We start from the raw sequence: 19,578 nt of genomic DNA on the forward strand, positions 1-19,578 counted from the left end.
TGGCGAAGCGTTACGCCTGCGCCGGCCGTCAAACGGTCAGCCGGTGCTCTGCTCCTCCGCGAGGATCCGGTCCAGCGCCTCGTCGAGATGGGCGTCGAAGTCGGCGAGCGCCCCCTCCTGGCCCAGTGGGACCAGCTTGTCGGTGCGGTCCAGGAAGGCCACCAGAGGCGCCGCCGAAGAGCGGAACAGCGCCTGGTCAGCGCCCACCTGAAGCCGGATCAGCACCTCGCCGAGCACATCGGGGTCCACCGGCGAGACCCGGACGTCCCCCTCCCCGCAGGGCCTGCCCACCCCGTCGATGAGCAGCTCGCGCCCGAACGCCCAGGTCACCGGAGCGTCACCGGGAAGGTGGAAGGTGAGCCGTACGGCATAGGGATCGCGCGACTCATAGCCCAGTTCCACCGGGATGCGGAACGAGAGCTCCTCGGACACGAGGAAGCTCATCATGACTTCTGCCTGAACTGCCTGTACGGACTCGCGCATCGCGTTACCCCGTCATTTGCCGTCGAATGGCCGGTAATCAACCCCTGACACTGCACCGCATCTTGCTGAACGTGCACAACAGATCACAAGGAGTGAGTTTTCACATACTGATAGAGATCGCGATTGACCCCAACTTGCTCCCGATCTCGCCCTGCAACTGCCGTGCCGCCGGAAGCAGCCGATCGGCCTGCCGGGCGGGCAGGGAGATGGCCATCGTGGCCACCGTGGCGCCCACGGTGATCGGGACCGCGGCGCACACCGTGCCCAATGCGTATTCCTGCCTCTCCACGACCGGTTCCATGCGTCGGGTGCGTTCCAGGCGTCGCAGCAGGGTCCGGTCGTCACGCACGGTGTACGGGGTGATCGACTGCACGGGGTGGCGGTCCAGGTGGTCACGGCGGTCGGTCTCGTCCAGCTGGGACAGCAGACACTGGCCGATGGCGTGCGCATGCGCGGTCTCACGGAAGTCGGCCCACTCCTGCACCGCCGGAGTGCCGGGGCTGTCGGAGACACACATGATCTCGATCTCACCGTCGCGGTACCGGGCGTAGTACACGGGGACACCGATCGAATCGCGCCACTGGGCGAGGGTGTCGGTGACCGTGCTGCGACGTTTCTGCGCCGCTCCGCTGCTGGCGAGCCGCTCGGCCGCCTCGCCGAGGAAGAACAGCCCCTTGTCCCGGCGCAGATAGCCCTCGTACACGAGGGTGCGCAGCAGGTGGTAGGCCGTGGGAAGGGCGAGGCCGGTCTCCCGGGCCAGTTGCTTGGCCGGAGCGCCGCACTGGTGCTCGGCGACGGACTCCAGCAGTCGCATCGCGCGCTGCACGGAGCCGATCAGCGTCATGGCGGGGTTCGGCTGCGTCGTCGTGGGACGGGGCTGCTCGGGGAGTCCCGTGCCCGAAGGGCGCTGGAGCGGGGGTGCGGGCGGGCGCGGGGCGGGGGGTGCGTGTGGTTCCGGGGAGGCGGTGTCGACCAGGGCCAAGGGGTCACTCCCGAAGCGCGAGGGGGCGGCCCGTGCGGGGAGACACGGGAGGGGGGTGTACGCCGCTCGCGGGGGTCTTCCCCGCGTCGAGTTCCGGACTTTAACCGCCTGCCACCGCCCGGGAACCGGCCCCGCCCGAAACTTCCCCCGCCCGAGGGAACAGGTGAATCCTGTTACCGCTCAGCGGTCTCCCGCACCGCTCACCAGTCGCCGCGCGAGGAGGAACCCGCCATGAACTTCCGCACGACGTAGACCAGTCCGCCGACCAGGGCCACGAAGATCAGCACCTTGAACAGGAGCCAGACCAGGAAGCCCACGACGCTGGCTATCAGGCCGCCGAAGACGACCAGGGCGATGACCGGCACCGCCACCCACTTCACCCACCACGGCAATCCCGCGAAGATCTCTCGCATCGCCTTCGTCCTTGTCCTCGTCCTGGTCCGGCCCGAACTCCCGTGAGTCCGGATGCTTCCGGTGTCCTGCCGTCGATGCTAGGTCCGCGAGGGGGTCCGGCGGGGGCCCGGCGCCCCTTGTCCTCCCCTGATCGATCCCCTAGGGAACCCGGAGATCCGGGGTCAGGCCTCGGGTGGAGAGAACACCACCAGCACCCGCAGGTCCTCGCTGATGTGGTGGAACTTGTGGGCGACCCCGGCCGGGACGTACACCACGCTGCCGCGCGCGACCTGGGTGGTCTCCAGCCCGACGGTGATCGAGGCCCGGCCGCTCACGACGAAGTACACCTCGTCCTGGTTGTGCGGGTTCTGTGGATCGTGCTCCCCCGCATTGAGCGCGTACAGCCCCACGGACATGTTCCGCTCCCGCAGGAATTGCAGGTAGGCGCCGTCGTTGGAGGCCCGCTCCGCCTCCAGTTCGTCCAACCGGAATGCCTTCATCGTGTTCGTCCGCCCTCGCCCGGTGCCCGTTGCCGATCTCTCTGCCACGATCAGACACATGAAGAATTTCGTAGTCAAGACGATCGCCAACGCGGGTGCCCTGGCGGTCGCCGTCTGGGCGCTGTCCGGCATAACCCTGACCGGTGACAACAAGGGCAAGGAGATCGTCACCCTCCTGGTCGTCGCCCTGCTCTTCGGCCTGGTGAACTTCCTGGTCAAGCCGATCGTGAAGGTGCTGACCTTCCCGCTGTTCATCCTGACCCTCGGTCTGATCACCCTGATCGTCAACGCCCTGATGCTGCTGCTGACCTCCTGGCTGGCCGGCGCGTTCGACCTGAGCTTCCACGTCGACGGCTTCTGGACCGCGGTCGGCGGCGGCCTGATCGTCTCCGTCGTCTCCTGGGCGCTCAACGTCGTGCTGCCCGACGGGGACTGAGCACGCGATGACGTACCGCGTCTGTTTCGTCTGCACCGGCAACATCTGCCGCTCGCCGATGGCCGAATCGGTCTTCCGCGCGCGCGTGGAGGAAGCCGGTCTCGACGGGCTGGTCGAGGTCGACAGCGCCGGCACGGGCGACTGGCACGAGGGCGAGGGCGCCGACCCGCGCACCCTCGCCGTGCTGGAAGAGCACGGCTACGCCCTCGATCACACGGCCCGGACGTTCCGGCCGTCCTGGTTCGCCCGCCTCGACCTCGTGCTCGCCCTGGACGCCGGACACCTCAAGGCCCTCCGCCGGCTGGCGCCCACCGCGCAGGACGCCTCGAAGGTGCGTCTGCTGCGGTCCTACGACCCCGCCGCAGGCGGCGACCTCGACGTGCCCGACCCCTACTACGGCGGCCTGGACGGTTTCGAGGACTGTCTCGGGATGGTGGAGGCGGCGGCCGACGGACTGCTGGCCGCCGTACGCGAGGATCTGGAAGGACGGCGGGCATGAGCGGACCAGCCACCTCCGAGGGCCTCCCCGGGGACGCGGGGGAGGGCACCCGCGCGGTACGGGCCGGGCTGCCCGAGCCGGTGAAGTACGAACCGACCCTGCCGGGGCCGGTGTTCGCCGCGCACTACCACCTGCCGGGGGAGCCGACGGGGCCGTACACCTACGGCCGCGACGAGAACCCCACCTGGACCCGGCTGGAGCGGGCGATCGGCGAGCTGGAGGCGCCGGGGCGGGACGACGTCGAGACGCTCGTCCTCGCCTCCGGGATGGCCGCGATCTCGGCGCTGCTCTTCTCCCAGCTGCGCTCGGGCGACACGGTCGTCCTGCCCAGCGACGGCTACCAGGCGCTGCCCCTGGTGCGCGCCCAGCTGGAGGCGTACGGCATCGAGGTGCGGACCGCGCCGACCGGCGGCGACGCCCAGCTCGACGCCCTCGACGGCGCCCGGCTGCTGTGGATCGAGTCGCCGTCGAACCCCGGCCTGGACGTCTGTGACATCCGGCGGCTCGTCGAGGCGGCACACGCGCGTGGCGCCCTGGTGGCCGTCGACAACACGCTCGCGACCCCGCTGGGACAGCGCCCGCTGGAGCTCGGCGCCGACTTCGCCGTGGCCAGCGGCACCAAACAGCTCACGGGGCACGGCGACATCCTCCTCGGCTACGTCACCGGGCGGACCGGCGAGGCGATGACCGCCGTACGGCGCTGGCGGAAGATCGTCGGGGCGATCCCCGGGCCCATGGAGGCCTGGCTGGCACACCGCTCGATCGCCACGCTCCAGCTGCGCGTCGACCGGCAGGCCGCCAGTGCGCTCGCCGTCGCCGAGGCGCTGCGGGACAGGCCGGAGGTGACCGGGCTGCGCTATCCCGGCCTGCGCGACGACCCGGCCCACGAGGTGGCCGCCCGGCAGATGCGGCGCTTCGGGTGCGTGGTGTCGTTCACGCTGCCCACGCGTGCGCGTGCCGAGCGTTTCCTGGCAGCGCTGCGGCTCGTGGACGACGCGACCAGCTTCGGCGGGGTGCGGTCCACCGCCGAGCGGCGTGGGCGCTGGGGCGGCGACGCGGTACCGGAGGGCTTCGTACGGCTGTCGGTCGGCGCCGAGGACCCCGAGGACCTGGTGGCGGACGTGCTGCGGGCGCTGGGGGAGTCGGCGCCGTGACCGGTTCACCGACGCTCTCGTGGGGTCCCGCCTCCGTGCGACGGACGGTCCGAGCCTCCCCCCTCGTGGCTCGGACCGTCCTCGGTTCTGCGCGCGAAGAACCGCGCCCACAAGGCTAGTTGACTCTGTGTCAGTGTCCAATCACAGTAGCGGCAGGGGCCTATCGCCATATTTATCGTTGGCCTCTGCCCCCGAGCCGGGACGAAGGCGGGAAGAGGCAGGAGGACGCACCGTGGATCTGGCCCTGCTGCGCACCTTCGTGACCGTGCACCGGGCCGGCTCCTTCACCCGCGCCGCGGCCCTGCTGGGCCTGTCCCAGCCGGCCGTCACCTCACAGATCCGCGCACTGGAACGGCAGCTCGGCCGCCCTCTGTTCCTGCGCCAGGCGCGGGGCGTCACACCGACGGCCATCGGTGACGAACTCGCCCACAAGGCCGCTCCGCATCTCGACGCCCTGGTGGAGATCACCGGGACCGGACTGGACGACGAGTCCTCCCCGCGGTCGCTGCACCTCGCCGGGCCCCCGGAGTTCACCGCCGAACGGGCCCTGCCCGCCCTCGCCGAACTGACCGGCGACGACGGCCGGCGACTCGCCCTGCGGGTCTCGTTCGGCACCGCCGAGGAGGTCCTGGAGGGGCTGGCGGCCGGACACACCGACCTCGCCATCAGCACGGCCCGGCCGCGCGGCGCCCTGCTCACGGCCACCCCCCTGTGCGACGAGGAGCACGTCCTGATCGCCGCCCCGCAGTGGGCGGAGCGGATCGACACGGGGAGACTCCGCCGCACGGGTGCTTCCGCGCTGGAGAATCTCCCGGTCGTCGAGGTGCACGAGTCGATGCCGCTCGTCTCCCGCTACTGGGCCTCCGTGTTCGACTCCCACCCCGCCGCCTCGGGCACCGTGATCGTCCCCGATCTGCGCGCCGTGCTCGCCTGCGCCGTCGCGGGCGCGGGGCTCGCGGTGCTGCCCCGCTATCTGTGCGCGGCCGCCCTGGAGCGCGGGGACGTCGTCGCCCCGCACGAACCGGTGGTGCCGCCGCTGCGCACGTATGTCCTGGCGGTGCGGACCGGCACCCTGGCCATGCCGCATGTCGCACGCGCCCACGAAGGGCTGCTGGAGGCGGCTCTCGAGTGGTGCTGAGCGGGCCCGGGAAGGACTTTCCGCAGCCGTCACCGGGTGCGCTCCCCCGGTGACGTTTCGCGATGTTTCACGTGGAACATGCGGGGCCACATTTCTCCCATGACCGTCCGACCTGTGGTCAAGCGCACCGCCCGCGCCGTTCTGCTCGACGGCGACGACCTCATCCTGATCAAGCGCACCAAGCCCGGTGTGGACCCGTACTGGGTCACGCCCGGCGGCGGCGTCGAACCGGACGACGCGACCGTCGTCGACGCCCTGCACCGTGAGGTGCACGAGGAACTCGGCGCGAAGATCACCGACGTGGTCCCCTGCTTCGTCGACACCGTCGAACACATCGGCGAGGACGGCGGCGCGACCGGCGTGAAGGTGCAGCACTTCTTCGTCTGCCGCCTGGAGTCCATGGACCCCTCCCTGCGGCACGGCCCCGAGATCGACGAGCCCGCCGGGGAGTACGAGATCGTCTGGGTACCATTCACCCGCGTGGGCATCGCGTCCGTCCATCTCGTGCCGCTGTCGCTGCGCCACTACCTCGACGGCAACATCGAGGGCGTACGGGCCATGCACGCGCCCGATCTCGGATGAGCCCGTAGGCCGCCCCCGGCGTCAGCTGCCGGAGGCGACGAGTTCCTCGACCGAGTCGTGCCGTATGCGCTCCACGGGGAAGCCGACACCGCGCAGGGCGTCCACTCCGCTGCGGATCATGCCGGGCGGACCGGAGACATAGGCGTCGTACGCGGTCCAGGGCCCGAAGGTCCGTATGGCGTCGGGAAGCTGGAGCAGACCGTCCCGGTCGACCACCGGGTGCACCTCCAGCCACGGGTGCGCCTGCTGGAGCCGGAGCATCGTGTCGATGTCGTACAGGTCGTGGTTGCTGCGGGCGCCGTAGAACACCTCGACGGGACGGCGGGCACCGTGCTCCGCCACGTCCTCGACCAGCGCCTTGATGGGGGCTATGCCGGTGCCGCCGCCCAGGCAGAGCAGACCGCTGTCCCGGGTGTGGTCGACGGTCATCGAGCCGGCCGGCGGTCCGAGCCGGACGACGTCACCGGGCCGGGCGCGGTGCACCAGGGCGTTGGAGACCCAGCCGGCCGGGACGGCCTTCACATGGAAGGCCAGCAGTCCGTCGGACCGGGGCGCCGAAGCGAACGAGTAGTGCCGCCAGATCCTCGGCCACCACGGTGTCTCGAGGCTCGCGTACTGCCCTGCGCGGAAGGGGTAGGGCTGGTCGGGGCGGAGGGTGAGCACGGCGACCTCCGGCGTCCTGAGGTCGTGGGAGACGACCTCCGCCTGCCACCAGGGCGGGGCGCGCAGCTCGTCCGCGGCCGCCGCGTCGATCATGACCTGCGAGATCGTCGTGTACGCCCGGACCCAGGCGGCTTCGGTGTCGGCGTCCCACACGGCGTCGGCGTACTTGTTGAGTGCGCCGATGAGGCACTCGCCGACGGCCGGGTAGTGCTCGGCCCGGGTGCCGTACTTGCGGTGGCCGCGGCCGAGGTTCTGGAGGTACTCGACGAGGACCGGGGTGTTGTCGATGTGCTCGGCGGCGGTCAGCAGGGCCTTCAGCAGCCGGTCGCGCTGCGCGTCCATCGCGGGCGGGAAGAGCGGGCGCAGTGCGGGGTGGCGGACGAACAGGAGGGCGTAGAAGTACGAGGTGACCTTGTCGGCCACCGGGCCGACCTCGGCCATGGTCCGGCGGATGAGGACGGCGTCCGGAGAGGCCTCCTGGGCTGGGGCGGGACGCTGGGCGGGGACCACGGGATCGGCGGGCGCGGAGGGCCGTACCGCTTCGGCGGGCGGGGAGGGCTGCGCCACCGGGGAGTTGAGGGTTTCGGCAGGCCCGGACGGGTGGGGGGTGGCCGACGCGGCCCGCTGCGGGGGAGCCTCGGCCAGCGTGCCCGCGCGCGCCGGGACGGTCTGTGCGGCCTGGACGGGGATGCGGGGGTCGGCGGGAGGCTGCGGGTCCCGCGGCGCAGGGGGCCGTCCGACGGGGGCGGCGCCCACGGCCTCCGGCGGGGCCGTCATCGGGGCCACAGGGGCGCCTGACGGGCCGTAGGGGCTCTGTGGCCCCCTTTCCGGCTGCCGCACCCCGTCCGCCTCCCCGCGTTGCCCTGTGGCCGGAGGAGCGCTCCGAGGTGGGTCGCCGTCGGCCTGGCGGGAGCCGCGGTCCGACGGGGGTGTCCCACGGCCCACCGGGCGCAGCGCGGCCAGGCGGCGGCCGTCCGACGTCCCCTGTTCACCCCCCGCGGCCGGCTCCGGCTGTTTGCGCGGCAAGAACCATCCGTCCCCGCCGCCGGACGTGCCGTTGTCGGCCGACTTGGTGGTCGGAGCGTCCATGGTCTGCCTCGCCTCGAACATCTTTCGGTCGGTCTGCGCCCTTCCTGGCTCGGAAGGGCCTGCTTCCCCCGCAGACGGCTTGCTTTTCCGTTCGGTTCCGCACGCACACAGCCGACGCGCACACCGGACATGCGGTCTTCGGTTCTCTCCGCCCCATCAGGCTGCATGGCCCTGTTCCCGGCCCGTTCGGAAGGGGTGCGCAGAGCCTCGCGCGCCGGACTCCGAAAGCGAACCGGAGTCGACCATACCGGCCGCGGTGGACCACACAAGTCCCCCCTTCCCTCCCTGCGAAAACGGCCGGGGGGTGAACCGTCGATTCCCTCAACTACCGGGCGTGACGCACCAATTCATAGGCATCCCACAGATCCCTCCCGGCGTAGGAATGCGTCGCGAGGCCCGCCAGACGGTGGTCCGCATTGACCGCCACGGAGACCGGCACGGCTCCGAACAGGTCTTTGTCGGAACCCGAGTCGCCATACGCGACACAGTCCTTGCGCGTCACTCCGAACTCCGCGCACAGCCGATCGGCGATCACCACCTTCGCCGCGGCGCTGAGAACTCCCGCCGGATCCACCGGCTCGGTGAAAGGAAGGGCGGGAAAACGTGAGCCATGGGCCGCGTGCGCGCCCCAGCCCGTGAGTTTCTCCACAAAAAAGGAGGGGGAGAGCGACACGACGGCGCAGTACTCCCCCCGACTGCCGATCTCCGCCCAGACCTCGCGGATGCGCGCCAGCCAGGGAGCGCCCTCGAAGGCCGCCGTCACATGCTCCTCGGTGAGGCTCGTCCACAGGGCATGCGCCTGGCGCGCGTACTCCGGCGGCTGGATCCGCCCCTCGGCCGCGGCTCGGTCCAGCGCCACCGCCTCGGCCTCCAGGCCGAGTTGGCGCGAGATCTCCCGGGGCGCGGAGGTGCCGTGCAGCAGGGTGCCGTCGAGGTCGAAGAGATGCAGTCTCGCCATGGGCCGAGGCTAACCGGGACAGATGGCCGATGGTGAGGGCTGCTGTTGACGGCTGCTGTTTCACGTGAAACAGCGGTGGCCAAAAGCGCGTGCGTCCCGGGGGAAACAGGTGGACGTCAGGGGCGCCCGTCGGACAGCCTGGCCCGCGTGCCGACTCCTTCCCTCGCCGCTCTGCCCATCCGCCGTCTGACGCACCGCGACCTCATGGCCTGCGCCGACTTGTCCGAGGACCGGGGGTGGCCGCGCGAGGAGCACAAGTGGGGCCTCCTCCTCTCCGCCGGAAAGGGGTACGGCATCGACGACCCCGCCGGAGGACTGGTCACCGCCTGCGTCGTCACCGCGTACGGCTCCCCCGACCGTCCCACGCTCGGGGCCATCGGCATGGTGCTGGTCGCCGAGCGGCACGCCCGGCAGGGCGTGGGCCGCCGGCTGATGCGGCACATCGTCGCCGCGATGGGACCGGTGCCGCTGACGCTGCACGCCACCCCGAACGGCCGTCCGCTGTACGAGGAGCTCGGCTTCAAGACCACGGCCCGGGCGGAGATGGTGCGCGGGCGGTTCACCCCGGACGGCCCGCCGTCGGACGTCGTCACCCGCGCGGCCACGGCCGAGGACCTGTCCGCGATCCTCCGGCTCGACGAGGAGGTGTTCGGCGCCGATCGCACCCACGTCATCACACGGCTGCCCGCCTTCGCCGACCAGCTGCGGGTCGCCGAGGACGGGGGCCGGATCATCGGCTATGCGGCTGCCTGGCCGAACATGGACACCCAGGTGGTGGGTCCGCTGATCGCCCGGGACGCGGAGATCGCCAAGGCTCTGCTGGCCTCCCTCGCGGCCCGCACCGACCGGCCGCTGCGCACGGACATCGACGTACGGCACGAGGAACTGCTGGCGTGGGTGAAGGCCCGGGGTCTGGAGTCCGTCGCCTTCAACGCGGTGATGACGCATGGCATCGCCGAGCTGCCCGGCGATTGGAGCCGGCGCTTCGCCCCGCTGACCGTGGCGGCCGGCTGAGAAGCGGCCGTACGTCAGGCCAGGGCCTCCAGGGCGGCCGTGGCGAAGGCATGGTCGTGCTCGGGGGCGCCGCCGCCGACCCCGATCGCGCCGACGAGGCGGCCGTCGCGGTGGACCGGAATCCCGCCCGCGATGAACAGCAGCGGGCGGTCGAGCGCGGTGGGCAGGGTGTGGAAGGGGCCTCCGGGCCGCACGGCGTCGACGAGGTCGGCGGTGGAGGCGTCGAGCTGGAGCGCGGTGTAGGCCTTGCGCGTGCTCGTCTCACCCGAGATGAGCACGGCCCGGTCGTCCCGCCGGAAAGCCAGCAGATGACCGCCCGCGTCCAGGACGGTGACGCTGACCATGGCTCCGGCCGCCTCCGCGGCCCGGCGGGCGGCCGTGACGAGGGCCTCGGCGTCGTCGATCGTGAGCGGCGCGACGGCGGTGGTGGTGTTCATAACGGGGTCCTTGCTGTGCGAGAGGGTGGGGCTGACGTGCGGGCTTGCTGGGTTCAGTGGTGGGCGGCCGCCCGCTGTGCGGGGGCGCCGGCGGCGACGACCCTGCCGGTGACACCGGCACGGCGTTCCAGGGCGGACGAGACGAGGGCGAGGACCAGGGCGCCGGCGGCCAGGGCGGCACCGACCCAGTTCGGTGCGGTGTAACCGAGCCCGGCGGCGATGACGAGGCCGCCGAGCCAGGCGGACAGCGCGTTGCCGAGGTTGAAGGCGCCGATGTTCACGGCCGAGGCGAGCGTCGGCGCGCCGTGCGCCTGGTCGAGGACGCGCTTCTGCAGCGGCGGCACGGTGGCGAAGCCCAGGGCGCCGATCAGGACGATCGTGACGGCCGCGAGGGCCTTGTGGTGGGCGGTGACGGTGAAGAGGGCCAGGACGACCGCCAGGGCGCCCAGGGAGACGTACAGCATCGGCATCAGGGCGCGGTCGGCGTACCGGCCGCCGACGAGGTTGCCGGCGACCATGCCGAGCCCGAAGAGGACCAGCAGCCAGGTGACGGAGCCGTCGGCGAAGCCGGTGACCTGGGTCGCCATCGGCGCGATGTAGGTGATGGCCGCGAAGACGCCGCCGAAGCCGAGGACCGTCATCGCCATGGCGAGCAGTACCTGGGCGTTCTTGAAGGCGGCCAGTTCGTGGCGCAGGCGTACGCCCTGGGCCCGTGGCATCTCGGGGACCAGCCGGGCGATGCCGGCCAGGCCGACCACGCCGAGGGAGGCGACGATCCCGAAGGTGACCCGCCAGCCGATGTGCTGTCCGACGAGGGTGCCCAGCGGAACGCCGACCACATTGGCGACGGTCAGACCGGTGAACATCATGGCGATGGCGCCGGCCTTCTTGTCCGGGGCGACCATATCGGCCGCGACGACCGAGCCGATGCCGAAGAAGGCGCCGTGGGCGAGCGAGGCGACCACCCGGCCGACCAGCATCACGGAGAAGGCCGGGGCGGCGGCGGAGAGCAGGTTGCCGACGATGAACAGGCCCATCAGCAGCATCAGCATCCGCTTGCGGGGGACCCGGGTGCCGAGGACGGTCATCAGCGGGGCGCCGAACATGACGCCGAGCGCGTAGCCGGTCACCAGGAAGCCGGCCGTGGGGATGGAGACCCCGAAGTCGGTCGCGACCTCGGGCAGCAAGCCCATGATCACGAACTCGGTGGTGCCGATGCCGAAGGCCCCGATCGCGAGGGCCAGAAGCGCGAGAGGCATGGGGGTGGACCTTCCCAGACGATTACAGGTGCGCTTTACGTGCGTTCACAATAGTTGCAGACGCGGGCTATGTGCAACCGCCGACTATCGCGGCGCTGCTCTATCCTGGTGTCAGCCGCTCCGGGACCGAGGAGAACGCCCATGACCGCGACGGACCCCGCGCTCACCGCCCTTGCCCAGGGCTGGTGTGCCCTCTCCCTGCTGCACGGGAGGATCGAGGCCCACGTCGAGCGCGCCCTGCAGAGCGGGCACGACCTGAGCGTGCGCGAGTACTCCCTGCTCGACGTGCTCAGCCGGCAGCACGACGGCGAGGGGGGCCATCTCCAGATGAAGCAGGTCGCCGAGGCGGTCGTCCTCAGCCAGAGCGCCACCACCCGGCTGGTCACCCGGCTCGAGGACCGCGGCCTCCTGGAGCGCTACCTGTGCCCCACCGACCGCCGGGGCATCTACACCAACGTCACCGGGGAAGGCCTCACCCTGCTCGCCGCGGCCCGGCCGACCAATGACTCCGCGCTGCGCGAGGCCCTCGACGAAGCCGCAGAGAACCCCGAACTGGCGCCGCTGGTGCGTGTCGTGGAGACCCTGAAGGCACCGGCTGCCGCGTAGAACGCGCCCGTCGCGCGTGCGTAGGGTGCGGCCATGGGAGATCTCGACATCCGAACCGCCGCCGCCGAGGACATCCCCGCGATCGTCGCCCTGCTCGCGGACGACCCGCTGGGCGCACAGCGGGAGTCACCGGACGACCTCACGCCGTACCGGAAGGCGCTGGAGCGGCTCACCGCCGATCCGAACCAGCGACTGGTGGTCGCCGTACGCGAGGGGCGCGTCGTCGGCACCCTCCAGCTGACGATCATCCCCGGCCTGTCCCGTCGCGGTGCGACCAGATCGGTGATCGAGGGCGTACGCGTACACGCCGACGAACGCGGCAGCGGTCTGGGCACGCGGTTCATCGAGTGGGCGATCGAGGAATCCCGGCGGGAGAACTGCCAGTTGGTGCAGCTCACCTCCGACGTCAGCCGTACCGACGCCCATCGCTTCTATGAGCGGCTGGGGTTCGTGGCCTCGCACGTGGGCTTCAAGTTGCCGCTCTGAAGAACCCGAAGGGGGCCATGTTTCACGTGAAACATGGCCCCCTTCTCCACGGGGACGGTCAGCCGATCCCCCGCCACCCCTCCGGGTCCACCCCACCGGGCACGGCGGCGCCCTCCTCGTACGGCTGGCGGGTGAACACGAACGACCCGAGGTCCAGGTGGTCCACCGTCCCGTCCGGCCGCCGTACGGCCCGTAGAAGCTCACCGGCGAAGTAGCCCTCCAGACCCGTCCACGTGCCGTCACCGTTCGCCCGGAACCGTGAGCGCCGCCCGCCGCCCGTCACCGGGCCCAGGGAGATCAGTCCGTCGGCCGTGACCCGCAGGACGCTGAGGCTGGTCCCCCAGTACCACTGGCCCGCCAGCTCCAGCACCGACCGGTCGACCTCCCGCAGCGGCCGCCACGGCTGAGGGATGCACGGCTCGGCCTCCGCCACGAGCCGCACGAGATCGGCGCCCACCTGCCCCAGCAGCGGGCCGGAGGTGCAGTTGGCGAGAACCACGGCCGCGACGTCGTCGGCCACGGCAACGGTGAGATTGGCCAGGAAGCCCGGGACCGAGCCGGAGTGGCCCACGAGCACCCGTCCGTCCCGGTGCTGGACCTGCATGCCGAGCCCGTAGGTGGCTCCGTCGGCGAGATCGGCGACCTCGGCCGGCGCCGCGGGCGTCCCCATCTCCCGCAGGGTCCTCTCGCCGAGCACCCGCTCGTCGCCCCGCATCAGGAAGGCGGCGAACCGCGCGAGGTCGCCGGTGGTGGACCAGAGCTGGCCGGCCGGGGCCATCGGCCCGTACTCCTCGAGGGGTTCGGGCTGCATCGCATCGGCCCAGGGATGCACCGCCCAGCCGCCCGCGGCAGGGGCCTGCGGTCGGACGCTCGTACGGTCGAGGCCCAGGGGTTCGAGCACTTCACGCCGGAGTACGTCCTCCCAGGACGCTCCGCGCAGCTTCTCCACGAGGGCGCCCAGCACGGCGTACCCGGGGTTCGAGTAGTGGTGACGGCGGCCCGCCGGATGCAGGGCCGTTCCCTCGCCCAGGACGTCGGCGAGCTCCGGCCGCAGCGACCCCGGTGTGCGTTCCCACCACGGTCCGGGCGTCTCGGCCGCCAGCCCGCCCGTGTGGGCGAGCAACTGGGCGATGGTCAGCTCCCCCGCCGCGGTGCCGGGCAGATGCTTCTCCAGCGGGTCCCCGAGGTCGAGCGCTCCCTCGTCGCGCAGTCTCAGCACGAGAACGGCGGTGAAGGTCTTGGTGATCGAGCCGATCCGGTACTGCACGTTCTCGTCCGGAGCGTGCCCGTCGACCGAGGTCCGCGCCCCGTGCCAGACGGCCCGCCCGTCCCGGACGACCGCGGCGACGAGCGACGGGGCACGCCCGTCGGCCTGGGCCACGGCGATCCGGTGCAGCAGCGCACGCCGGGTGCCGGGAAGCAGCTCTTCCTGAGGTGTGGTCATGGGCCCAGTCCACCCGCCCGAACCCGCGGCGTCGAGTTCATTTCCCCGGACTCGATCACCCGGCTCATTTCACCCGGATCGCTGCGGTGCTTCCTCAGGGCGCGGTCGAGGGGAGCTCGCAGGGCGGGCGAGGTCAGTTCCAGGTCACGGTTGTCCCGGCCGTCGAGCATGTGGTCGAGCCAGCGTTCGTACCAGGCCAGGAAGTCGGTGGCCGACGAGACGTCGGGACCCCAGAAGCCGTCGGCGTTTCCGGTGACGACACGGCCGGCCAACGGACCGGTGATGCCGAGAAGCACCAGGTCGGTGCACCCTGCCTCGATGATGTGCAGGAAAAGGTCGCTTCGGTGAGGGGGGCCGCCGGCGAACGTGAAGCCCCGAGGGCGGCCGGGCTCGCCTCGGGGGTCCATCGTGAACAGCCGGCATGACTGCAACGGCAGCAGGCCGTAGAAAGGCGATGCTCCGGCCCCGCCGAGTGTGGTGAGGAAAATGCGGTAGGGATCGGGCAGTTCGATGTGGTGGTCGGCCTCGAACTCGGTGACCTTGGCGTCCGGCAACGGGGGTTCGAGGCAGAACCCGTGCTTCTCTTCGCCGAAGGAGTGGCTTCGCAGTGCGGCGTAGGGCACCTTGGCCAGCTTGCGTCGGATGCGGGCGATCCGGGAGTCCATGCGAACTCTTCTCTCTGTCCTGCCGCAAAGTACCCGCTCACCGGCGTGAGTGTCACCAAGGTGGCCAGCTGCCCGTAAGCCAGTTGTGCCCGGCGCCGCGCGCTGGAGTCAAGGCTCGCGTCAGCCAAGCTGCCCGGTCGGCCGCATGATGATCTGGTTGATGTCCACGCCCGCAGGCTGGTTGAGCGCGAAGGCGATCGTGGCCGCGATCTGCTCGGGGGTCATCGCCTCCTCAGGGGTGCCGCCGCGCTCGGCCCAGAACGCGGTGTCCACCACTCCGGGGGCGACGACGGTCACGCCGACGCGGTCCTTGCCGACCAGCAGCCTGGTGTTCTCGGCCAGCGCGTGCACAGCCCACTTGGTGACCGAGTACAGGTTGCCGGGCGTGTTGCGCACCCCGGCGACGGAACCGATGAACACGATCCGACCCTTGGACGCCCTCAACTGCGGCAGGGTCTCGCGCACCAGCAGGGCCGGGCCCAGAACGTTGGTGAGGACCATGGCGCGCATGTCCTCGGGGGCGTGGCTCTCCAGGTTGCCGGGCAGCGAAAAGCCGGCGTTGGCAATGACGTTGTCCAGTCGGCCCCACGCCTGAACCACGCGGCGCACGGCGGCGGCGACGTCCTCCGCCTCGGCCGCGTCGCCAGTGATCGTCAGCAGCCGCTCAGCCGCTCCGGCCGAAGCGGCGAAGGCGGCCAGCTTGCCCGGGTCACGTCCGGTGACCGCGACACGGTGGCCCTGCTTGAGGAGGGTGCGGGCGGTGGCAGCACCGATTCCGGTCGATCCACCGGTGATCAGCGTCACGGGCTCCATGCAACGGCCTCCTCGGCGACGTGGTCGTCAGTTCCCCAAAACGCCTGCACTATACGTGGGGTGAGCTGCTGCCCGGGTTGTCACGCCGTACCGACTCCAGGCCCGCTCGACCGCCGCCGGTGCGAGCCCCCACGGGTACTTGGTCCGACCGCTCTCCTGCCCACCGCCGGGGCGAAATGATCTCCGCCTACGAAAATCTTGCCGGCGCCACGCTCGATCCGGTTGATCTGCCCGACAAGGTGAACGTGCCTTACGGTCCAGTTCCCCGGCCGGCTCGGGTGTTTGCAGGACTGCGGCGCGGGCTGCCTCCGCCCTGAAGCGTGCTTCTTCGGCCTTGCGGCAGCCGGGTGCGGCTTCGGTTGGCAGGCCGCCGATGCGTGGGAACAGCCGGCAGCGGCTCTCGTCGGCCTTGGCCGGGCGATGTGCCGGTGCGGCGGCAGATGTCCAGCCAGAGCTCGTGCGGCAGCAGGCTGCTGTAGTCGAGGTAGTCGGCCAGGCGGATCAGGGCGGTCGTCATATCCGGCCATTGCGGCTGATCGTTCAGCCACATTTCGGGATCAGGTCTGTGCCATGTCCACGAAGCGGGAGTAGTGGCCCTGGAAGGCCACGGTGATGGTGGCCGTCGGGCCGTTACGGTGCTTGCCCACGATGATGTCCGCCTCGCCGGCCCGCGGCGACTCCTTCTCGTAGGCGTCCTCGCGGTGCAGCAGGATCACCATGTCGGCGTCCTGCTCGATGGACCCGGACTCACGCAGGTCGGAGACCATCGGCTTCTTGTCCGTGCGCTGCTCGGGGCCACGGTTCAGCTGGGAGAGCGCGATCACCGGGACCTCCAGCTCCTTCGCCAGGAGCTTGAGGTTACGGGACATGTCGGAGACCTCCTGCTGACGGCTCTCGTTGCGCTTGCCGCCGGACTGCATCAGCTGGAGGTAGTCGATGATGACGAGCCTGATGTCGTTGCGCTGCTTGAGCCGGCGGCACTTCGCGCGGATCTCCATCATCGACAGGTTCGGGGAGTCGTCGATGAACAGCGGGGCGGACGACACCTCGGGCATCCGGCGGGCCAGCCGGGTCCAGTCCTCGTCCGTCATGGTGCCGGAGCGCATGTGGTGCAGCGCGACCCGGGCCTCGGCGGACAGCAGACGCATCGCGATCTCGTTGCGGCCCATTTCGAGGGAGAAGATGACGCTGGGCAGGTTGTTCTTGATCGACGCGGCCCGCGCGAAGTCCAGCGCGAGCGTCGACTTGCCCATCGCGGGACGGGCGGCGATGACGATCATCTGGCCCGGGTGCAGACCGTTGGTGAGCGAGTCGAGGTCGGTGAAGCCGGTGGGCACACCGGTCATCTCGCCGCTGCGCGAGCCGATCGCCTCGATCTCGTCGAGCGCACCCTCCATGATGTCGCCGAGCGGGAGGTAGTCCTCGCTGGTGCGCTGCTCGGTGACGGCGTAGATCTCGGCCTGGGCGCGGTTGACGATCTCGTCGACGTCGTCGTCGCCCGCGTATCCCATCTGGGTGATGCGGGTGCCGGCCTCGACCAGGCGGCGCAGGACCGCCCGCTCGTGCACGATCTCGGCGTAGTACTCGGCATTGGCCGCCGTGGGCACTGTCTGCACAAGGGTGTGCAGATACGATGCGCCGCCCACCTTGTTGATCTCGCCGCGCTTGGTGAGCTCGGCGGCGATCGTGATGGGGTCGGCCGGCTCACCCTTGGCGTAGACGTCGAGGATCGCCTGGTAGATCGTCTCGTGCGCGGGCTTGTAGAAGTCGTGGCCCTTGAGGACCTCGACGACGTCGGCGATGGCGTCCTTGGACAGGAGCATGCCGCCGAGGACGGACTGCTCGGCGTCGAGGTCCTGCGGCGGGACGCGCTCGAAGGTGGAGCCGCCCTCCCACTCACCGCTGTCCCGGCCCCGCTCGTGCTGTTCGTCACGGCCTCGGCCGCCGTCCCCGCGGCGGCGGGCGGGGGGCAGACGATCACTGGGTCCGCTGTCGGCCCACGGGTCGTCCAAGGGCTCGGAAATGCTCACCGAGCCACCTCCTCCCGTCCGCCGAGCGGACCTCGCCGTGGCCTCAGTTCTACGGCACGGCACTGACAATTGAGAGGCCCAACTCCGGTTCGGACGCGTCGGTTTTGTGACGGTTCCACCGGCCGGTGGACGGAACGGGCGCCGGACCACGGTAGGCCCGCGGGCACCGTCAGCCAATCTGGTTATCCACAGGCCATGTGGACGACGGCCCGGATGCTGTGGACAACTCCGCAAAACCTGTGCACGACCCGGTGGACAGCCCTGTGAACAAGCCCTCTTCTTTTCCTACCGACAGCCCCTGACCTGCATCTTTCCGATCCACCGGCTGTGCAGAAGAAAAACTTTTCCCGTCAGCGCAAGATCGCTTCGAGCAAGGGGGGAAGCGATACGCAACGCAACGAGAGGTAAGGGTCACATCTGCATTGCATCTCTTACCTGTGGACGATTAGATTGATGCCCATGACACAGGCTCCCGCGCCCCCCAGGGCCATCCGGCGACAGCACGATCGGGAGATCGTCACGCTGGCCGTTCCGGCCTTCGGCGCGCTCGTCGCCGAGCCCCTCTTCGTCCTGGCCGACAGTGCCATCGTCGGCCATCTCGGCACCGCCCAGCTCGCCGGACTGGGGATCGCGTCCGCCCTCCTGACCACAGCCGTCAGCGTCTTCGTCTTCCTCGCCTACGCCACCACGGCCGCCGTCGCCCGCCGCGTGGGAGCCGGTGACCTCACCTCGGCGATCCGGCAGGGCATGGACGGCATCTGGCTGGCCCTGCTGCTCGGCGCCGCCGTGGTCGCCGTTGTCCTGCCCACGGCCCCGTCGCTCGTGGAGCTCTTCGGGGCCTCGGACACCGCCGCCCCCTACGCGACCACCTATCTGCGGATCTCGGTGGCCGGCATACCGGCCATGCTCGTCGTGCTGGCCGCGACCGGAGTGCTGCGCGGGCTCCAGGACACGAAGACACCCCTGTATGTGGCGGTCGCGGGCTTCGTCGCCAACGGTGCCCTCAACGTCGGCCTGGTCTATGGCGCCGGACTCGGGATCGCCGGCTCCGCGTGGGGGACCGTCATCGCCCAGTGCGGCATGGCCGCCGCCTATCTGGCGGTGGTGATCCGGGGAGCCCGCCGCCACGGCGCCTCGCTGCGGCCCGACGCCGCGGGCATCAGGGCGTCCGCCCAGGCCGGTGTCCCCCTGCTGGTCCGTACGCTCTCCCTGCGGGCGATCCTGATGATCGCCACCGCCGTGGCGGCCCGTCTGGGCGATGCGGACATCGCCGCGCACCAGATCGCGCTCTCCCTGTGGAGCCTGCTCGCCTTCGCCCTGGACGCCATCGCGATCGCCGGGCAGGCCATCATCGGACGCTATCTCGGTGCGGGCGACGCCCAGGGTGCCCGGGACGCCTGCCGTCGCATGGTCCAGTGGGGCATCGCCGTCGGCCTGCTGCTCGGACTGCTGGTCATTCTGACCCGGCCCGTCTTTCTGCCCCTGTTCACCAGCGATTCCGGGGTGAAGGACGCCGCGCTGCCCGCTCTGCTCGTGGTGGCGCTGTCCCAGCCGATCAGCGGCATCGTCTTCGTCCTGGACGGCGTACTGATGGGCGCCGGGGACGGGCCGTATCTGGCGTGGGCGATGGTGCTCACCCTCGCCGTCTTCACCCCTGTGGCCCTACTCGTCCCCGTCCTCGGCGGCGGGCTCACCGCGCTGTGGGGCGCCCTGACGCTGATGATGACGGTGCGGATGGTGACGCTCTGGCTGCGGGCCCGCTCCGGCCGGTGGCTCGTCACGGGCGCGACCCGCTGACTGTTTCACGTGAAACCGGCGTTTCACGTGAAACATCGAGAGCGGGACCGCAGCGCGAGAACGGGAACACGAAGAAGGGGCCGCACCCGGGTGGGTGTGGCCCCTTCTAGGCGATTCAGCGGAGGCTGTTCAGCCAAAGCTGTTCAGCCG

General features: G+C 70.8%; 21 protein-coding genes. 9 read left to right on the top strand and 12 right to left on the bottom strand.

Annotation, left to right across the window (positions count from 1 at the left end):
* Positions 1-36 precede the first annotated feature (36 nt).
* The 4 genes from ABZ490_RS09670 to ABZ490_RS09685 form a co-directional block, all read right to left on the bottom strand.
* Positions 37-483 carry an SsgA family sporulation/cell division regulator gene (locus ABZ490_RS09670; RefSeq protein WP_358986927.1) on the bottom strand — a complete coding sequence of 149 codons (447 nt, stop codon included), beginning with the start codon at positions 481-483 and terminating at the stop codon, positions 37-39.
* A 100-nt stretch (positions 484-583) separates the two neighbouring features.
* Positions 584-1,465 (bottom strand): IclR family transcriptional regulator C-terminal domain-containing protein, encoded by an 882-nt coding sequence (locus tag ABZ490_RS09675; protein WP_358986929.1) that lies wholly within the window; start codon positions 1,463-1,465, stop codon positions 584-586.
* 200 nt (positions 1,466-1,665) lie between these two features.
* Positions 1,666-1,878, bottom strand: a complete 213-nt coding sequence (locus ABZ490_RS09680) for a DUF5326 family protein (protein ID WP_133911160.1) — start codon at positions 1,876-1,878, stop codon at positions 1,666-1,668.
* Between the two features lie 162 nt (positions 1,879-2,040).
* A complete protein-coding gene (locus ABZ490_RS09685) occupies positions 2,041-2,358 on the bottom strand; it encodes a cupin domain-containing protein (protein ID WP_055635821.1) in 318 nt (105 codons plus the stop codon).
* Between the two features lie 58 nt (positions 2,359-2,416).
* Here ABZ490_RS09685 and ABZ490_RS09690 point away from each other — a divergent pair, with 58 nt between their 5' ends.
* The 5 genes from ABZ490_RS09690 (at position 2,417) to ABZ490_RS09710 (ending at position 6,167) form a co-directional block, all read left to right on the top strand.
* Positions 2,417-2,794 (top strand): phage holin family protein, encoded by a 378-nt coding sequence (locus ABZ490_RS09690; RefSeq protein WP_358986933.1) that lies wholly within the window; start codon positions 2,417-2,419, stop codon positions 2,792-2,794.
* A gap of 7 nt (positions 2,795-2,801) precedes the next feature.
* On the top strand, positions 2,802-3,293 hold the full coding sequence (locus ABZ490_RS09695) for a low molecular weight protein-tyrosine-phosphatase (RefSeq protein WP_358986936.1): 492 nt from the start codon (positions 2,802-2,804) through the stop codon (positions 3,291-3,293).
* Positions 3,290-4,447, top strand: coding sequence for a cystathionine gamma-lyase (locus tag ABZ490_RS09700; protein WP_358986938.1), 1,158 nt, complete (start codon positions 3,290-3,292; stop codon positions 4,445-4,447). Before ABZ490_RS09695 ends, ABZ490_RS09700 begins: the two co-directional genes overlap by 4 nt.
* A 232-nt stretch (positions 4,448-4,679) precedes the next feature.
* Positions 4,680-5,585 carry a LysR family transcriptional regulator gene (locus ABZ490_RS09705; RefSeq protein WP_358986941.1) on the top strand — a complete coding sequence of 302 codons (906 nt, stop codon included), beginning with the start codon at positions 4,680-4,682 and terminating at the stop codon, positions 5,583-5,585.
* A 99-nt stretch (positions 5,586-5,684) separates the two neighbouring features.
* Complete coding sequence (locus ABZ490_RS09710) at positions 5,685-6,167, top strand: NUDIX hydrolase (protein ID WP_055635816.1); 483 nt, start codon at positions 5,685-5,687, stop codon at positions 6,165-6,167.
* 21 nt (positions 6,168-6,188) lie between these two features.
* On the opposite strand, the gene ABZ490_RS09715 is transcribed toward ABZ490_RS09710, so the two are convergent.
* On the bottom strand, positions 6,189-7,940 hold the full coding sequence (locus tag ABZ490_RS09715; RefSeq protein WP_358986945.1) for a globin domain-containing protein: 1,752 nt from the start codon (positions 7,938-7,940) through the stop codon (positions 6,189-6,191).
* A 304-nt stretch (positions 7,941-8,244) separates the two neighbouring features.
* Complete coding sequence (locus ABZ490_RS09720; RefSeq protein ID WP_358986948.1) at positions 8,245-8,877, bottom strand: HAD-IB family phosphatase; 633 nt, start codon at positions 8,875-8,877, stop codon at positions 8,245-8,247.
* 147 nt (positions 8,878-9,024) lie between these two features.
* Here ABZ490_RS09720 and ABZ490_RS09725 point away from each other — a divergent pair, with 147 nt between their 5' ends.
* On the top strand, positions 9,025-9,891 hold the full coding sequence (locus ABZ490_RS09725; protein ID WP_358986951.1) for a GNAT family N-acetyltransferase: 867 nt from the start codon (positions 9,025-9,027) through the stop codon (positions 9,889-9,891).
* A gap of 14 nt (positions 9,892-9,905) precedes the next feature.
* On the opposite strand, the gene ABZ490_RS09730 is transcribed toward ABZ490_RS09725, so the two are convergent.
* On the bottom strand, positions 9,906-10,328 hold the full coding sequence (locus ABZ490_RS09730; protein WP_358986954.1) for a heme-binding protein: 423 nt from the start codon (positions 10,326-10,328) through the stop codon (positions 9,906-9,908).
* Positions 10,329-10,381: 53 nt separating this feature from the next.
* Positions 10,382-11,587: an MFS transporter gene (locus tag ABZ490_RS09735; protein WP_358986956.1), complete on the bottom strand. Its 1,206-nt coding sequence runs from the start codon at positions 11,585-11,587 to the stop codon at positions 10,382-10,384.
* A gap of 141 nt (positions 11,588-11,728) precedes the next feature.
* Here ABZ490_RS09735 and ABZ490_RS09740 point away from each other — a divergent pair, with 141 nt between their 5' ends.
* Positions 11,729-12,193: a MarR family transcriptional regulator gene (locus ABZ490_RS09740; RefSeq protein ID WP_358986959.1), complete on the top strand. Its 465-nt coding sequence runs from the start codon at positions 11,729-11,731 to the stop codon at positions 12,191-12,193.
* Positions 12,194-12,226: 33 nt separating this feature from the next.
* Positions 12,227-12,679, top strand: a complete 453-nt coding sequence (locus ABZ490_RS09745; RefSeq protein ID WP_358986962.1) for a GNAT family N-acetyltransferase — start codon at positions 12,227-12,229, stop codon at positions 12,677-12,679.
* Positions 12,680-12,737: 58 nt separating this feature from the next.
* On the opposite strand, the gene ABZ490_RS09750 is transcribed toward ABZ490_RS09745, so the two are convergent.
* The 4 genes from ABZ490_RS09750 to dnaB all read right to left on the bottom strand — a co-directional run bounded on the left by ABZ490_RS09750 (position 12,738) and on the right by dnaB (position 17,631).
* Positions 12,738-14,123 (bottom strand): serine hydrolase domain-containing protein, encoded by a 1,386-nt coding sequence (locus tag ABZ490_RS09750; RefSeq protein ID WP_358986964.1) that lies wholly within the window; start codon positions 14,121-14,123, stop codon positions 12,738-12,740.
* Complete coding sequence (locus ABZ490_RS09755; RefSeq protein WP_358986967.1) at positions 14,120-14,788, bottom strand: SMI1/KNR4 family protein; 669 nt, start codon at positions 14,786-14,788, stop codon at positions 14,120-14,122. The genes ABZ490_RS09750 and ABZ490_RS09755 overlap by 4 nt, the downstream gene beginning before the upstream one ends.
* 120 nt (positions 14,789-14,908) lie before the next feature.
* Entirely contained in the window at positions 14,909-15,601 is a 693-nt protein-coding gene (locus ABZ490_RS09760) for an SDR family oxidoreductase (protein ID WP_358986970.1), read from the bottom strand.
* A 557-nt stretch (positions 15,602-16,158) separates the two neighbouring features.
* Entirely contained in the window at positions 16,159-17,631 is a 1,473-nt protein-coding gene (dnaB, locus tag ABZ490_RS09765; protein WP_358986973.1) for a replicative DNA helicase, read from the bottom strand.
* A 459-nt stretch (positions 17,632-18,090) separates the two neighbouring features.
* On the opposite strand from dnaB, the gene ABZ490_RS09770 reads away from it, so the two are divergent.
* Positions 18,091-19,428, top strand: coding sequence for an MATE family efflux transporter (locus ABZ490_RS09770; protein WP_358986976.1), 1,338 nt, complete (start codon positions 18,091-18,093; stop codon positions 19,426-19,428).
* Positions 19,429-19,578 lie beyond the last annotated feature (150 nt).

This window comes from Streptomyces sp. NPDC005811 (assembly GCF_040630405.1).
In the GTDB taxonomy this organism is placed as follows: domain Bacteria; phylum Actinomycetota; class Actinomycetes; order Streptomycetales; family Streptomycetaceae; genus Streptomyces.

Bases quoted from the DNA above. Each gene is read 5' to 3' on its own strand.
- ABZ490_RS09670 (WP_358986927.1), bottom strand. From the start codon at position 483: ATGCGCGAGTCCGTACAGGCAGTTCAGGCAGAAGTCATGATGAGCTTC.
- ABZ490_RS09680 (WP_133911160.1), bottom strand. From the start codon at position 1,878: ATGCGAGAGATCTTCGCGGGATTGCCGTGGTGGGTGAAGTGGGTGGCG.
- ABZ490_RS09685 (WP_055635821.1), bottom strand. From the start codon at position 2,358: ATGAAGGCATTCCGGTTGGACGAACTGGAGGCGGAGCGGGCCTCCAAC.
- ABZ490_RS09690 (WP_358986933.1), top strand. From the start codon at position 2,417: ATGAAGAATTTCGTAGTCAAGACGATCGCCAACGCGGGTGCCCTGGCG.
- ABZ490_RS09695 (WP_358986936.1), top strand. From the start codon at position 2,802: ATGACGTACCGCGTCTGTTTCGTCTGCACCGGCAACATCTGCCGCTCG.
- ABZ490_RS09700 (WP_358986938.1), top strand. From the start codon at position 3,290: ATGAGCGGACCAGCCACCTCCGAGGGCCTCCCCGGGGACGCGGGGGAG.
- ABZ490_RS09710 (WP_055635816.1), top strand. From the start codon at position 5,685: ATGACCGTCCGACCTGTGGTCAAGCGCACCGCCCGCGCCGTTCTGCTC.
- ABZ490_RS09715 (WP_358986945.1), bottom strand. From the start codon at position 7,940: ATGTTCGAGGCGAGGCAGACCATGGACGCTCCGACCACCAAGTCGGCC.
- ABZ490_RS09720 (WP_358986948.1), bottom strand. From the start codon at position 8,877: ATGGCGAGACTGCATCTCTTCGACCTCGACGGCACCCTGCTGCACGGC.
- ABZ490_RS09730 (WP_358986954.1), bottom strand. From the start codon at position 10,328: ATGAACACCACCACCGCCGTCGCGCCGCTCACGATCGACGACGCCGAG.
- ABZ490_RS09735 (WP_358986956.1), bottom strand. From the start codon at position 11,587: ATGCCTCTCGCGCTTCTGGCCCTCGCGATCGGGGCCTTCGGCATCGGC.
- ABZ490_RS09740 (WP_358986959.1), top strand. From the start codon at position 11,729: ATGACCGCGACGGACCCCGCGCTCACCGCCCTTGCCCAGGGCTGGTGT.
- ABZ490_RS09745 (WP_358986962.1), top strand. From the start codon at position 12,227: ATGGGAGATCTCGACATCCGAACCGCCGCCGCCGAGGACATCCCCGCG.
- ABZ490_RS09750 (WP_358986964.1), bottom strand. From the start codon at position 14,123: ATGACCACACCTCAGGAAGAGCTGCTTCCCGGCACCCGGCGTGCGCTG.
- ABZ490_RS09755 (WP_358986967.1), bottom strand. From the start codon at position 14,788: ATGGACTCCCGGATCGCCCGCATCCGACGCAAGCTGGCCAAGGTGCCC.
- ABZ490_RS09760 (WP_358986970.1), bottom strand. From the start codon at position 15,601: ATGGAGCCCGTGACGCTGATCACCGGTGGATCGACCGGAATCGGTGCT.
- ABZ490_RS09770 (WP_358986976.1), top strand. From the start codon at position 18,091: ATGACACAGGCTCCCGCGCCCCCCAGGGCCATCCGGCGACAGCACGAT.